At 65.8% G+C, this 14,234-nt stretch carries 8 protein-coding genes and 1 pseudogene; 2 read left to right on the top strand and 7 right to left on the bottom strand.

Features of this window, described 5'->3' with window-relative positions:
- Positions 1–122: 122 nt before the first annotated feature.
- The 7 genes and pseudogenes from QNA09_RS00340 to QNA09_RS00310 all read right to left on the bottom strand — a co-directional run bounded on the left by QNA09_RS00340 (position 123) and on the right by QNA09_RS00310 (position 10,615).
- The gene (locus QNA09_RS00340; protein ID WP_010596688.1) at positions 123–1,109 is read right to left on the bottom strand and encodes an NYN domain-containing protein; all 987 of its coding nucleotides are present in this window, start codon (positions 1,107–1,109) and stop codon (positions 123–125) included.
- A gap of 790 nt (positions 1,110–1,899) precedes the next feature.
- Positions 1,900–3,559, bottom strand: a pseudogene (locus QNA09_RS00335) (AMP-binding protein).
- Positions 3,560–3,809: 250 nt separating this feature from the next.
- Positions 3,810–5,321 carry an aldehyde dehydrogenase family protein gene (locus QNA09_RS00330; protein WP_064257261.1) on the bottom strand — a complete coding sequence of 504 codons (1,512 nt, stop codon included), beginning with the start codon at positions 5,319–5,321 and terminating at the stop codon, positions 3,810–3,812.
- Between the two features lie 291 nt (positions 5,322–5,612).
- On the bottom strand, positions 5,613–5,984 hold the full coding sequence (locus tag QNA09_RS00325) for a hypothetical protein (RefSeq protein WP_064257262.1): 372 nt from the start codon (positions 5,982–5,984) through the stop codon (positions 5,613–5,615).
- Between the two features lie 93 nt (positions 5,985–6,077).
- Positions 6,078–7,187, bottom strand: coding sequence for an NDMA-dependent alcohol dehydrogenase (locus QNA09_RS00320; protein ID WP_064257263.1), 1,110 nt, complete (start codon positions 7,185–7,187; stop codon positions 6,078–6,080).
- Between the two features lie 349 nt (positions 7,188–7,536).
- A complete protein-coding gene (locus tag QNA09_RS00315; RefSeq protein WP_064257264.1) occupies positions 7,537–9,198 on the bottom strand; it encodes a sigma-54-dependent Fis family transcriptional regulator in 1,662 nt (553 codons plus the stop codon).
- 154 nt (positions 9,199–9,352) lie between these two features.
- On the bottom strand, positions 9,353–10,615 hold the full coding sequence (locus tag QNA09_RS00310; protein ID WP_156666171.1) for a CdaR family transcriptional regulator: 1,263 nt from the start codon (positions 10,613–10,615) through the stop codon (positions 9,353–9,355).
- 245 nt (positions 10,616–10,860) lie between these two features.
- On the opposite strand from QNA09_RS00310, the gene QNA09_RS00305 reads away from it, so the two are divergent.
- Positions 10,861–12,756: an alkyl/aryl-sulfatase gene (locus QNA09_RS00305; protein ID WP_064257266.1), complete on the top strand. Its 1,896-nt coding sequence runs from the start codon at positions 10,861–10,863 to the stop codon at positions 12,754–12,756.
- 93 nt (positions 12,757–12,849) lie between these two features.
- Positions 12,850–14,205 carry an MFS transporter gene (locus QNA09_RS00300; RefSeq protein WP_064257267.1) on the top strand — a complete coding sequence of 452 codons (1,356 nt, stop codon included), beginning with the start codon at positions 12,850–12,852 and terminating at the stop codon, positions 14,203–14,205.
- The last annotated feature ends 29 nt before the right edge of the window (positions 14,206–14,234 follow it).

Genomic DNA, 14,234 nt, shown 5'->3' with positions numbered 1-14,234 from the left:
TGCGTTTCCGCTTCCTGCCACCTGCCATGTGCAGTCTCTTTCTCGGATGTGCGGGGATTCGGACATGCACCTCGACCATCCGGTCGGATGCGGACGAGCTGGGAGATGCCTACGGGTGGGTCTCAGCCCTCGTCGTACTTCTCCCAGAAGCGGGCCCGCAACCGGTACCGGCTGTCCTCGTCCAGGTCGTAGTGCTGCATCGCGACGGACGCGTCGAGCAGCAGGGCCCGGTCGATCTCCCGCGGGATCGAGGGCCTGGCCCGATCGAGCTCGAGCTTCTCGTCGGCGGTGGCGCTTTCCCGGAACGAGGCCAGCACCCGCATCACCACCTCGTCGATCGCGTGGTCGTCCTCGGTCTCGTCGTTGCGGTCGTAGCCCGGCAGCACCTGAGCGGGGGAGCCGGTGGTGCTGCTGTAGGCGAGCACACTGGTCCGACGCGGGGCCGACGAGGCCGGTACCCGCGCCGCCACGTCCAGAGGGGTCCGGCCAGCCGGCCGGACCGCCGGGACCACGGCGGGCGTGGGCGCCGGTGGCGTGGGAATCGGTGCGGGCACCGGTTGACGGTCGACCTTGAGCACCGCGTCATCGACGACTCCGCCGTCGATGACGTCGAGCTCGTCGGCAGCGCGGATCAGGTGCCGGCTGACCCCGTGCGAGGTGCCCACCGCGGTCGGGACGGCGAGCAGCACGACTTGAACGCCGTGAACCTGAGCCTCTTCGACGGCTTCGGTCAGGTCATCGTCGCCGGAGACGAGGAAGAACACATCCGAGGCTCCGTTGCGAGCGTGAGCCACCAAGTCCAGGCCGATACGCAGGTCCACGCCCTTCTGCTCGCCGTTGACACCGAAGCGGCCGAGGCGAAGCTTGACCTTGGCAAGCTCACCGATGCGTTCTTGCTGCGCGTCGGGGATGCCGTTGCGGGCCGAGTCGTACCAATACACCCGCAACACCGGCAGCCCCGACCGGTCCTGCGCGGTGTCCACCAGCGAGCTGATCAGCGTGGAGTAGTCGACGTGAATACCGCTGCGTAGCGACGTGCCGGTCACGCGAGTTGCAGCCGAGGCAAGCAGATATCCGGCATCGATGTAGAGCGAGCAGGTCGACCGCATGCGCTCACTATGACATGCAGAAACGACAGGGACGGCACACTGTGACCAGCCCATGCGCCCCTTTCACTGGTGGGAGCACGGGACAGCCTCGACCACCGCGAAGCGCCTGCCTGCAGGCGATGCTCGCACCCGGCGTCCTGGCAGGACTCGCGGTATGCCGCGTACGCGCGGTAAGCGGTGTGCGACTGGTATCGGGTAGCCGGAACGCAGAACCTTGCCTCTCCGCTGGTCACGGACGGTCTGCACACGGCAGCCGAGGTACCGAAGCGATGCCGCAGGGAAGGCCGAATGATGCATCGGATGCAATAACGGGCGTGCGAGTTGACATAATCACGCTTATCGGCGTTTCGTGACCGATTGTGCCACAGTGATTTTCAGGTGAAATCGGCGCAGTCTCTCAAGTGAACGAGGTGCTGCGCGAGCGCACATGCACGGGCCCGTCGGTGCCGGCGCGCCGGCGGCGTTGTCGGTGGGTGCATCCCGCGGACTGGTCGGGTCCGCGGGCCGGCGTTGCGAGCTGGCAATGTTGAGGCGGGCGCTACGCGTGCGCCGGCAGTACCTCCACGTTCCGTCACCGTGACAGAACGTCATACTTGATACCTGGTGCTGCGCAGCGCATCCGGGCGCCAGTTAATGATGGATAACCGGAATTATCCATCATGGTCGATCGGAGCTCCCAGGCGGTACTTCCCTTCCGTCGCGCCTCGATCGACGCCTCCAGATAGGCCAAGACCCGGGCGCCGAATCAACGGGACCGAATGCAACAGCCACACTATTTCCGACTCCGGGCTCAGCCCTGGCGCAGGATGTAGCGCTGGATCTTGCCGCTGGGCGTCTTCGGCAGCTGCGGCACGAAGTGCACGGTCCGCGGGTAGGCGTGCGCCGCGAACTTGCGCTTGACCAGCTGCTGCAGCTCCACCTCGAGCTCGTCGGTGCCGTCGACGCCGTCGCGCAGCACCACGAACGCTTCGAGCACCTCGCCGCGCAGCTGGTCGGGCATGCCGACGACGGCGGCCTCGACGACGTGCTCGTGCATCACCAGCACGCTCTCGACGTCGAACGGGCCGATCCGGTAGCCCGCCATGATGATCACGTCGTCGTCGCGGGCGGAGAAGTAGAAGAACCCGTCCTCGTCGACCTGTCCGGCGTCGCCGGTGAGGTACCAGCGGCCGTCCTCGGTGAACCGCTGCGCGGTCTTCTCCGGCGCGTCCACGTACCCTGTGAACCACAGCAGGGGGCTGGCGTGGGTGTCGATCGCCACCCGTCCGGGCACGCCGGGGGCGGCGATGTCGTCGGAGTCGTCCGAGAGCACGGCGCAGGACCACCCGGGCAGGGGCTTACCCATCGATCCGGGCCGCACTTCTTCGCGCAGCCCGTCGGCCCACGCGTTGACGACGAACATGCCGTGCTCGGTCTGGCCGTAGTGGTCGCGCACGATCACGCCGAGGGTCTGCTCGGACCATGCCACGACGTCCGGGGTGAGCGGCTCGCCGGCCGAGGACGCGCGGCGCAGCGAGATCGACTCCGGCACGGGCGCCGAGTCCGCTCGCAGGCTGCGGTAGACGGTGGGCGCGGCCGCGAAGTTGGTGACCCCGAACTTTTCCATCACCTGCCAGGTGAGGGGGGGCGGAGAACCCGGCGTGCAGCAGCAGGCTGCGCACACCGGCGGCCAGCGGCGCGAGCAGCGCGTAGTACAGCCCGTAGGCCCAGCCGGGATCGGCGGCGTTCCAGAACACGTCGTCCTCACGCACGTCGAGGCCGAAGTCCAGGTAGGCGTGGAACGACGCGAGCGCCCGTACCGGCACGGGCACGCCCTTCGGGGTGCCGGTGGTGCCGGAGGTGAACAGCTGCACGAGTCCGCCGTGCCCGCCGACGGCGACCGCGGCACCGCGCGGATCGTCCGCGTCGTGCGAGGCCACCAGGTCGGCGAAGCTCACTCCGATGCCGGCGGCACCGCCCTCGGTGTGACCTGCGACGACGATCTGCCAGGGCGCGTCGGCGGGGATGTCCTCGCCAGGCGCGAGCTTGCCCACCTGGTCCGCGTCGGCGACGACGACCTTCGCGCCGCTGGCCTGCAGCCGGAAACCGATCGCCGGGGGTGCGAACGCGGTGAACAGCGGCACGTGCACGGCACCGCGGCGCCAGATGCCGAGCAGCGCCACGACCAGGTCCGCGGACTTGCCCATCAGGGTGGCGACGTGGTCGCCCGGCTCGACGCCGAGGTCGGCCAGGGCCGCGGCGAAGCGGGAGGACTGCTCGCGCAGGTAACCGAAGGTCAGATCGGTCGCGCTCAGGTCCGCCTCGACCACCGTGAACGCGACGGCGTCCGCGGGATGCCCGTCGCACAGCAGCTGTGCGGCACACGCGTCGGCGGTGTCGTAGCGGTCCAGCAGTTCCCGCACTCGTGCCTCCTGCCCGGAATGCGCACGCGCGGTGGTCTCGGTGGTCATCGAAATTCCTTCCCTGAGGGGGGTGTGGGCGTTCCGACGCTTCCAAAATAATGAGTTCAATTGTGCCGAAGTGCGTTCCGATTAGCGCCGATTCTGCTCTGTGTGCGCGGTAGAGGTGATCGTCACGCTGGGAAGGGCATGAATCTTGTGCGCCGCCGGTTTCACGACTCGGGCCGGAACGTCTCCTGCGTCGAGCAGCGGTGAGCGTCGGTCTCGGCCGGCCCCTCGACCGGGGCCGGCCGAGACGCGATCATAGGGCGATATTGACCGACTTGGTTTGGGTGTACTCGCCGATCGCGCCTTCCCCCAGTTCGCGGCCCCACCCGGACTGCTTGTACCCACCGAACGGCAGTGCGGTGTCGAAGGCATTGTGGCAATTGACCCATACGGTGCCGGCCTTGATGTCGGCGGCGACCTCGTGTGCTTTGGACACGTCCCGGGTCCAGACGCTTGCTGCGAGACCATAGGGGGTGTCGTTGGCGGCGGCGCGTACACCCTGCTCGCGAGTGAACGGCATGGCAACGGCGACCGGGCCGAAGATCTCTTCCTGGTAGACGCTGAAGTCGCTCCGTACATCGACCAGCAATGTCGGCTCGACGTAAAATCCGCTGTCGCCGTGACGCTTACCGCCGGACAGTGCGTGAGCGCCGTCTGCGATACCGGCATCGATGTAGCCGGTGACCTTCGACAGTTGCTCCTGTGAGATCAAAGGGCCGATGTCGTTTGTGGGGTCCAGGCCTGGACCGATCTTCTGCTTTCCGGCGAACTCGGCGATGCCGGCGGTGAAGTCGTCGAAGATGGTCTCCTCGACGAGCAAGCGGGTGCCGGCCGTGCAGGCCTGACCGTGGTTGAACAAGAAGCCGCTGGCCACCCCGGGGATGGCGGCCTCGAGGTCGGCGTCGGCAAAGATCACTTGTGGGCTCTTGCCGCCGAGTTCGAGTGACACTTTCTTGAGGTTCCCGGCCGCAGCGTGAACGATCTTCTTACCGACCTCGGTCGATCCCGTGAACGCCACCTTGTCGACGTCCTCGTGCAAGGACAGAGCGGCACCGACATCACCGAACCCCGTTACGAGGTTGAACACCCCGTCCGGGACACCGGCCTCGGCGATCACCTCGGCGAGCAGCACCGCGGTCAGTGGCGTCTGCTCGGCGGGCTTGAGGATGACGGTGTTCGAGCAGGCCAATGCCGGTGCCACCTTGAATGCGGCCATCACCAGCGGGAAGTTCCAGGGGATGATCTGGGCGCACACCCCGACGGGTTCGCGGGTGGTGAAGGCGTGGAACCGAGCACCGGGGGCCCAGGGCACCGATACCGGGACGGTGCGGCCTTCGATTTTGGTGGCCCAGCCGGCGTAGTAGAAGAAGATCTCCGCGGCCCAGGTGACGTCGACCGCCTTCGCCACGGCAACGGACTTGCCGTTGTCGAGCGACTCGAGCTGGGCGAACTGGTCGGCCCGGGCCAAGATGCCCTCGCCGATCTTCCACAGCATTCGCTGCCGTTCAGCCGGGGTGAGTGAGCGCCACGGACCGGATTCGAACGCCGTACGGGCAGCGGTCACCGCTCGGTCGACGTCGACGGTGTCCGAGTGCGGGACGGTGGTCAGTACCTGCCCGGTGGCAGGGTCGACGGTATCGAACCTGCGGCCGGAGGCGGCCTCGACCCATTGCCCGTTGATGTACATCTTCTTCGGTTGGGAAAGAAAGCTCTCCACGGTTGGGTCGAGTCCGATCGGTCTGGTGATACTCGGTGTCGTGGTCATTGTCGTGGCCTTTCACGAGGGGGATCTGTACTTCACAAGGTGGACCTGCGCTGGTCCGGGTTCCCTGAGCGACTGTCCGGGGCGCCGAGGCGTGGGGTGAAGCCACGGTGGCGGTGCCCCCTCGGTGGGTACGCACCGAGGCGTACCCACCGAGCGAGGCGTCGGGCCTGGTGCCGAAGTGGTGCCACAGCCGGCCGAGGTGGGTGGGTCTCTCGGACACGGCCCCGGTGAACGGCCGGTTGGTCGAGCGGGTCTTCTCGCCGCGGGAATCCGGTCGCGCAGGCGAGGTGGTCAGTGGGTCCGGAGCGCCGCTGCAGCAGTTTCCCGTGTGGTGTCGGAGCCGGGGGTTTCGACGTCGAGGCGGACGAAGTCGATCACCCCGGTGAACGCATTCGCCTGCCCAGGCTCGTACTCGTTGGACACCGGGGTGGTGCGGTCGATTCCCACGTCCAGGGTGCCGCTGATCGAGAAGAAGTACGGGGTGGTGCGCGGCACGCGAGCGCTTCCCGTCTTCGTGCCGTCGACTTCGATCGTCCCGGTTCCTCCCTGCCCGATACCGCCGTCGTAGTCGAACCGGAAGACCACGGTCTGGTCTCGGTAGTCGATTGCAGCCGAGACCGTCGATGTGCCGCGATTGTCGATCGGCAATGTGTAGCGGTTCATGGGAATCCTTGGCTTCGGTAGGTCGATTGATCGGCGATCCGAGGAGCGTGCATCGGCGCAGGCCGAGGCACGCTCGTGCCGGGGGCGACTGGATCAGCTGTGCACGACGACGCCGCGCATGTTCTTGCCGTCGCGCAGGTCCTGGTAGCCCTCGTTGATCTGTTCGAGGCTGTACCGGGTGGTGACAAGTTCGTCGAGCTTGAGCTGGCCTGCGTCGTAGAGGCGGAGCAGCTTGACGATGTCGTACTGCGGGTTCATTGAGCCGAACAGCGAACCCTTGATGGTCTTCTGGTTCAGCGTCAGGTCGCAGCCGGAGACGTGGACGGTCAGCTTCTCCGGGTTGGCGACCCCGGTGATCACAACCGTGCCACCCTTGCCGATCACGGCAGTCGCCGCGGACACTACAGCTTCGTCGACGGTGCCGACCAGGATCAGCGCGGCATCTGCTCCCTGCCCCCAGGTCAGTTCGGATACCTTCGCCGCGGCACTTTCTGCATCCGGGAAGGCGTGGGTGGCGCCCATCTTCAGGGCGGTGTCCCGCTTGAGTGCAACCGGGTCGACGGCGACGACGTACTTGCAGCCGGCGGCGACGGCGCCCTGGATCGCGTTGATGCCGAGGCCGCCGACGCCGTAGACGACGGCAGTGTCACCGACGCGCAGGTTGCCGGAGTTGACGGCGGTACCCCACCCGGACGGGACACCGCATCCGACGAGGACCGCGGTCTCGAGGGGCAGCCAGTCGTCGACCTTCACCACAGAGTGCTGCGAGATCGTCGCACGTTCGGCGAAGGTGCCGAGCATGCACATGGCACCGAAATCCTTGCCATTGCTGTGGAACCGGAAGGTGCCGTCGGGCATCGATCCTTCCAGGATCGTGGCGCCCATGTCGCACAGGTTCTGGCGTCCGGTCGAGCAGTAGCGGCAGGTGCCGCAGTTCGGGATGAAACTGCACACGACATGGTCGCCGGGCTTGACCTTGGTCACTCCGGCACCGACCTCCTCGATGATGCCGGAGCCCTCGTGACCACCGACGATCGGGTAGCGGGGAGGCAGGTCGCCGTCGGTCAGGTGCAGGTCCGAGTGGCACAGCCCGGCCGCGGTGTACTTGATCAGCACCTCGCCGGGGCCGGGGCCGTCGAGGTCGAGCTCCATGATCTCGAACGGCTTGCCAGCCTCGAGCAGGACTGCGGCTTTGGTCTTCATCGTTGTTCTCCCTACGTTTGACGGTGCGTGCCCCGGTCGAGGCGGAGGCTGTACTGCCCGAAGACTGGCGCATGCGGTAGATGCGCGCTTTCTACCCCACCGTCCGGGCTTTGGACCGGTTCCGACGATGCGTCCGGAAGGCCCGGTCTCGAGTGAACTCGACCAGGTTTCTTTCAGATACGTTGCCGAACAACACGATTCCCATTCATGCGGGCACGCGTGCGCCGAGCTTCGAGCCGGCGGTTCTCCAGGGTTTTGCCATGAATCGGAACGTGACGGACACCATAATACCGTGTCGGCAAGACCTGTAAGTGTTCACTTTTGACACACCGCGTAGAGGAGCGGAGCATCAACCCGGCACGTTCAATATCCGCATACGTCGGTAGAGGGTGGTGCGGCTGATCCCGAGGGCTCTCGCGGCGTGCACCTTGTTGCCGCAGGCTGCGCGAAGAGCTTCGACGATCGCCTGGCGTTCGGCGCGGTCGAGGCCCAACAACGCGCTGTGGACACTTTCGCGGTGTGTTTCCGGCAGGTCGGCTGCAGTGACGGCGCCCGTGGTACGGCCGTCGAGGGCGCGTGCCAAGACAGTCCGTAACTCGATGAGATTGCCGGGCCACGGTTGGGTGGACAGCGCCTTGAGCGCACTGGCGGTGAATGTGATGCGGTGGTGACCGGTGATTTCGTAGGTCAACGCGGCCACCAACGCCGGAAAATCGCCGATCCGTTCCCGCAAAGGTGGCAGCTCGGCGTGGTGGGTGCATCGGGCAAGGATGGGCTCGAGCCCCGTCGAGTCCCGCCCGGACAGGGAAGTGACGACCAGTCGGGGGCGGGAATGAGGCTCGGCGAGCACCCGCGCGAGGAGTGCTCGTTGCCGAGGCGGCAGCAGTTCCACGTTTTCGACGATCAACACCCCGTCGAAGGTGGTCGACAACTCGACCAGCTTCTTGGCCCACCGGCTCTCGCCTTCCAGAGGCAGATCTGCAGCGTCGAGTACGGCATACGGGTGCGATGCGGCGAGCGCACGTACACCGACGGTTCGTCCGGTGCCGGCTTCGCCGGTGATGGACACCGAGCCCTTTGCATCGCGCAGCGCCTTGAGCCGCGGTCCCCAGACGTACCGAGACGAGGCCACCGACAGGGGGCGACGAGGTACAGGATTCGACCGCACCCACAGCGGCTCAAGGCTGTAGAGGGCACCGGCCCCCACGATCCTGGTTACCGTGACTGCGATTTCGCGGTTGTTGTCGATCTGCATAGTGGTGCGAAGCGGCTCGTCGGCGCGGACGCCGGCAGCCAGGTGTCGCAGCTCGGGTACCCCCGCAATGTCCAGCAGGTCGTGCGCAGCTGCGTTACTCAACACGAAGTCTTCGCCCAGGATGCATACCGCGCCACCCACACGACGCGTCGCGCTTTGAAAGGCGGCGACCAGCCGCCCTTCGGATTCGTAGGAGCTGTCCAAGAGTCGGCGTTCGATCGAGTCGACGACACGCTGGACAAAGGATTTGAACAGCGCAGAAGTAGTCTCGGTAGGTCCGACGATCCCCAGCAGTCCTTCCACTCGTTGGGTTGCCGGATGCACGATCGGTTGGGCGTAGCCGCTCAACTGCTTGAACACATCCAGGTAATGCTCGGCGCCGTCGACGAAGATTCCCCCACGTGTCTCGGCTGCTGTTCCGATTGCGTTGGTGCCAGCAACGTCCTCCCCCAGGCAGACGCCGACATCGAAACCGACCTGTTCGACGGCGGTCTTGACGAGCATGTCTTCACCGACAAGGCGGATCACCGTACAGTCCCGATCGGCGAGGAGAACGACGGTGTCGGTGCCACGGATCTGCTCGGTCACCTCGCTGAGCACCGGCTCGGCCGCCCGCAGCAACGAACCGTTGGCGGCCTCATCGATCGGACCGGGACAGAACGCAGGGCGGGACGTCGGCCTGAGACCGCACATCGCCGAGCGCCTCCATGACAACGCGATCTCTGGCCGCGCTTGTGCTGACCCGTGCAACGCCATTCTCCTCCCTGCCGGCCCGACGATCGCATCCGATCCGCAGGGCCCTGGTACAGCGCAGTGCCTCCGAGACGCACGTCTATCGGCAGGTCCCCTGGTCAAGACTTTCTACCTCGGTGTGATCGTCTCTACGAGGATGAGGGCGTCGGTGCGGCGATCACCTCGACACCTCGCGGATGGACAATGCGGCTCCGAGCAACATGATGCCGTCGAACCGGCTCGGATCGCATCCGGTCAAAGTGGTGATGCGATGCAGTCTGTTGTTCACCGTGTTGGGGTGCACTTTCAAACGCCGCGCTGTGCGGCCGCGGTCGAAATCGAGGAACAAGTAGTGGTCGAGGGTCTCGAGCAGTTCGGGATGCGGCTCGAGTGGCGCGAGAAGGTCGGCAAAGTAGCGGGTGGCTGCGGTCGGATGCGCGAGTTGGTAGACCAGGGCCACGTCTGATAGCCGGTAGAGACCGGGCGGGCGATTCGTGGAGATGACGATCTCCAGTATCTCGGTGGACAGTTTCGCGGCGCGGGGCAGGTCGTCGAAGCTGACAGAATCTACGTGACTGGCCGTGACATTCACTCCTGCAGCGACCCTCATACGGTCCACGAGATCGCGCCCCACCTCCTCCGTCGTGGCTGTCGCGGTCTCGTCCTGAGGAACAAGAACGTGCCCACCGTGGGAGTCGAGGGTGGCCAGCACCGGGTAGGCACCGCGGTACTCGCCCAGGGTGCGCAGGATCTTCCGCAGTTTGCGACGGTGCGCGATCTGCCGACCGGGATACTGCGTGTCCACTTCCCCCTCGAACGCGTCGAATTGGACGGCCATCACGTCGTATCCGGGCGCGAGTTCGATGTCGAGCCGTTCGGCTTCGGCATGAGGATCGCGACCACTGACAAGCGTTTGCGCCACCAGATGCACCGCACCCCGTTCACCGCTGGCAATGGCCTCCCGTTCGACCAGGTACGAGGTTGTGACTGTGCCGAGGATCTCCTGCTCGAGCGCCATCAACGTGCGCCCGATGTAGCTGAGGGCTTTCGCCTCGTCGTCTCGTGCCGCCTCCGTGCAGGCATTCCACAGAATGCTTGTGGCGTTCTGCCAGTTGCGCAGCACCAGGGTGAGCGGGACCCCTTCGATTGCCCTGTCCGCGGCGATCTGCTGCGCCATTTGCAGGTCCCGCTCCCCGAACGGGACGTTCTTTCGGATGGCCTGCACGAGGATGCGGAAGTATCGGCGTTGGAGTTGCGGAATTTCTTCATGCCGGAAATCGACTGGCAAACTCTGGAACGCGTGCTGATCACCCGCTGCGGGTGATTTCGCGAGTGCGTTGATGCGGGACTGCACGTTGTCGAGGATGCGGCGAACCGCGGGGTCCACATCGGGATGCTCGCCGATCACTGCGGAACTCCCACCCGAGTTGCGGCTGTGCATGAGCACAATGTACAGCGCGGTTGGCTATGGGAAGGGCCCATTGATCTGTTCATGGTCACACCATAATCTCGTCTTCATCGACATCGTGGTGCACATCACACTCAAGCGTCGCGATGTCGGCGACGGCTCGCCGCCACCGTCCGACACGAACGGTGGCGAGGTTGAGCACCTCGACCAACGCATCCGGTGGCCGACTAGATCGGACGCCCCTGTATCGACCGCTCGTGAAGACGGGAAGGGACCTTATGACTGCCAACAGGAAACCGGCGACGGCTGCAACCAGAGCCGCCAACCGCGCCGTGTCTGCTCGCCTGGACTTCGAGGACAAGAAGGCGTTCGACGATGCACACCGCGGTTTCGTCGACACGCTCGATCCGCTGGTGATCAGAAACGCTCAGGGTCATGTCGTGTGGGACTGCGACACCTATGCCTTCCTCGCCGACGAGGCACCGGACACGGTGAACCCGAGCCTGTGGCGCATGTCGCAACTGCACACGGTGCACGGCCTGTTCAAGGTCGTCGACGGCATCTACCAGGTGCGCGGTTTCGACATCTCCAACATGACCCTGATCGAGGGCGACACCGGATACGTCGTCATCGATCCGCTGACCTCGGCCGAATGTGCCTCGGCGGCCATGGATCTGGTGCGCCGGGAACTCGGTGACCGGCCGGTGACGGCGATCGTCTACACCCACAGCCACGTCGATCATTTCGGTGGTGTGAAAGGGCTCGTGTCGGAGGCGGACATCTCCTCGGGCTCCGTGCGGATCGTCGCGCCGACGGGGTTCCTGGCGCACACGGTCAGCGAGAACGTCTACGCCGGCAACGCGATGAACCGCCGTGCGCAGTACATGTACGGCAACAAGCTGCCCCACGGGCCGAGCGGGGTGGTCTCGGCCGGTCTCGGCCTCGGGCTCTCCACCGGCACCGTCACACTGCTCGAGCCCACCGATCACATCACCGAGACCGGTCAGGAGCTCGTGCTCGACGGGGTGCGGTTCGAGTTCCAGTACACGCCCGACTCCGAGGCACCGGCGGAGATGAACTTCTACCTTCCCGATTTCCGGGCGCTGTGCATGGCGGAGAATGTCTCTCACCACATGCACAACCTGTACACCCCCCGCGGCGCTCAGATTCGTGACGCGGCCGCATGGAGCGACTACATCCATGCCGCGATCGAACTCTACGCGCACCGGTCGGACGTGCTGTTCATCTGCCACCACTGGCCGGTGTGGGGTCGGCAGGAGCTCACCGACTTCCTGGAGCAGCAGCGGGACCTGTACCGCTACATCCACGACGAGACCCTGCGTCTGGCCGCCCACGGCCACACGATGGTCGAGATCGCCGAACTGATCGAGCTGCCCGAGCCACTCGGCTCGTCCTGGTCGAGCCGCGGCTACTACGGCACCTTGAACCACAACGCCAAAGCGGTCTACCAGAAGTACCTCGGCTGGTTCGACGGCAATCCGGCCACCTTGCACCAGCATCCACCGGTCGAGGCGGGCAAACGCTACGTCGAATACATGGGCGGAGCCGACGCCGTGCTTCGCAACGCGCGCAGATCGTTCGACGAGGGGGACTACCGGTGGGTGGCCCAGGTGGTCAACCATGTGGTGTTCGCCGAGCCGGACAACCAGCAGGCACGGGAACTGCAGGCGGACGCGCTCGAACAGCTCGGCTACCAGGCCGAATCCGCTCCGTGGCGCAACTTCTACCTCACCGGCGCCCAGGAATTGCGTCACGGCGTGGTGATCGAATCGACCGCGCTCGCCACCTCGGACGTGCTGGCCGCGATGACGACGGACATGATGCTCAAGTACCTGGCCATCCGTCTGAACGGACCGAAGGCCGCCGGCCGTGCCCTGCGGGTCGACCTGCACGTGACCGACACCGACGAGCGCCGGCTGCTGCAGGTGACCAACGGTGTCCTCGTCCACACGGCGACGAGCACGCCCCAGGACGCGGACGTCTCGGTCGCGCTCACCCGCACCACCCTCGGATCTGTGACGCTCGGCAGCGCGCCCCTCGACCGGTGCATTGCTGACGGTAGCGCCTCGGTCGCCGGCAATGCCGACGCCCTGCACGAACTGTTCTCGCTGCTCGACGCCTTCGACCGGTTCTTCGACATCGTCACCCCCTGAACCGCCCGGGACCCACTCCGCCCCGTTTCGTCCGTCCCGGGACGTCCGGATCTGCAACCGTTGACAACGCCCTCCCACAGATTTGGCAGTCATATGACAACCTCAGCTCTCCCCGTCGACCGGAAACGAGCCTGGCTCATCACCGGACTCCTCCTCGCGTTCATGCTCATCAATTTCGCCGACAAGGCCGTCTTGGGTCTGGCCGCCGGACCGATCATGGAACATATCGGTCTTTCCTCGAGCCAGTACGGGCTGATCGCCAGTGGGTTCTTTCTGCTGTTCAGCATCTCCGCAATAGTCGGCGGCATCATCAGTGACCGTGTCCCGACCAAGTGGATGCTGGTGGTCATGGCGGTGCTGTGGTCCGTTGCCCAGCTACCGTTGCTGGCCCCGCTCGGCGCCTTCGGATTCTGGGTCGTGCTCGGCTCCCGAGTGCTGCTCGGCGCTGCCGAGGGTCCTGCATACCCGGTGGCCAACCGCGCGGCACACACCTGGTTCCCCGACCGGGATCGTGACCTGGTCAGCGGCATCTTGACTATCGGGGCGCCCCTGGGCGTCGTCCTGGCCGCACCTGGACTGACCTGGGTCATCAGCACCTTCGGGTGGCGGGCCGCGTTCGTGGTGATGGCGGTGGTAGGCCTGATCTGGGTGGCGGTGTGGCTCCGCTTCGGCGCGGACGGGCCCGCACCGCAACTGGAAGCCACCAAGGAGAAACTGGTGGAACCCGTGACCGGCACTGCAACCGCGGCTCCGGTGCCGTATTGGCGCATCCTGGCCACCAGGACGTGGATCGGCTCGGTTCTTGCCGGCTTCGCCGGATACTGGGCGCTGGCCGTCATGATTGCGTGGATCCCCATCTACTTCGCCAAGGTGCTCGGTTTCAGCGGCGCCGTGATCGGTTGGCTCGTCGCGATCCCGTGGGGATTGATGGCCCTGTCCATGATCATTCAGGGCACGCTGAGCCGATCGCTGATGAACCGCGGCGTCTCGAGCAGGATCACCCGCGGCGCGGTAACCAGCATCGCCCTCCTGCTGTGCGGAGCATGCATCTTCACCTCACTCGCCGTTGAAACCGTCTGGCTGAAGATCGCCCTGCTGTGCCTGGGGCTGGGAATGTCGGCTGTGGCGGTACCCATCGGGCAGGCATTGTGCTCCGAACTCAGCCCTCCCGGGCGCAACGGTGGCGTCCTCGGTGCCTACGCGGCCGTCTACTCCCTGTCGGGCATCATCGCCCCAGCCCTGACCGGACGCCTACTCGACGGAGCCGCCGACCCCGCCGAGGGGTTCAACCTGGCCTTCGTCCTCTGCGCGGTCATCCTGCTCGCCGCCGGCGTGATCGCCGGACTGCTCATCCACCCGCAGTCCGACCACACTCGCCTCGCCAAACGCGCCGCAAAGCACTCCTTACAGCGGTCCCCCGCCCCGACCTTGGCGGTGGGCGACAGATGACATCGCGGATCGACGAGGCCTCCACAAGA

Origin of the sequence: Rhodococcus sp. AH-ZY2 (assembly GCF_030916465.1) — a bacterium.
Lineage (GTDB): Bacteria > Actinomycetota > Actinomycetes > Mycobacteriales > Mycobacteriaceae > Rhodococcus > Rhodococcus ruber.
Note: the sequence above shows the minus strand (reverse complement) of the source record. Positions and strands in the feature narration are given on the sequence as shown.

Excerpts from the sequence above, each read along its gene's own strand:
- QNA09_RS00340 (WP_010596688.1), bottom strand. The coding sequence starts at position 1,109 with ATGCGGTCGACCTGCTCGCTCTACATCGATGCCGGATATCTGCTTGCC.
- QNA09_RS00330 (WP_064257261.1), bottom strand. The coding sequence starts at position 5,321 with ATGACCACGACACCGAGTATCACCAGACCGATCGGACTCGACCCAACC.
- QNA09_RS00325 (WP_064257262.1), bottom strand. The coding sequence starts at position 5,984 with ATGAACCGCTACACATTGCCGATCGACAATCGCGGCACATCGACGGTC.
- QNA09_RS00310 (WP_156666171.1), bottom strand. The coding sequence starts at position 10,615 with ATGCACAGCCGCAACTCGGGTGGGAGTTCCGCAGTGATCGGCGAGCAT.
- QNA09_RS00315 (WP_064257264.1), bottom strand. The coding sequence starts at position 9,198 with ATGGCGTTGCACGGGTCAGCACAAGCGCGGCCAGAGATCGCGTTGTCA.
- QNA09_RS00300 (WP_064257267.1), top strand. The coding sequence starts at position 12,850 with ATGACAACCTCAGCTCTCCCCGTCGACCGGAAACGAGCCTGGCTCATC.
- QNA09_RS00320 (WP_064257263.1), bottom strand. The coding sequence starts at position 7,187 with ATGAAGACCAAAGCCGCAGTCCTGCTCGAGGCTGGCAAGCCGTTCGAG.
- QNA09_RS00305 (WP_064257266.1), top strand. The coding sequence starts at position 10,861 with ATGACTGCCAACAGGAAACCGGCGACGGCTGCAACCAGAGCCGCCAAC.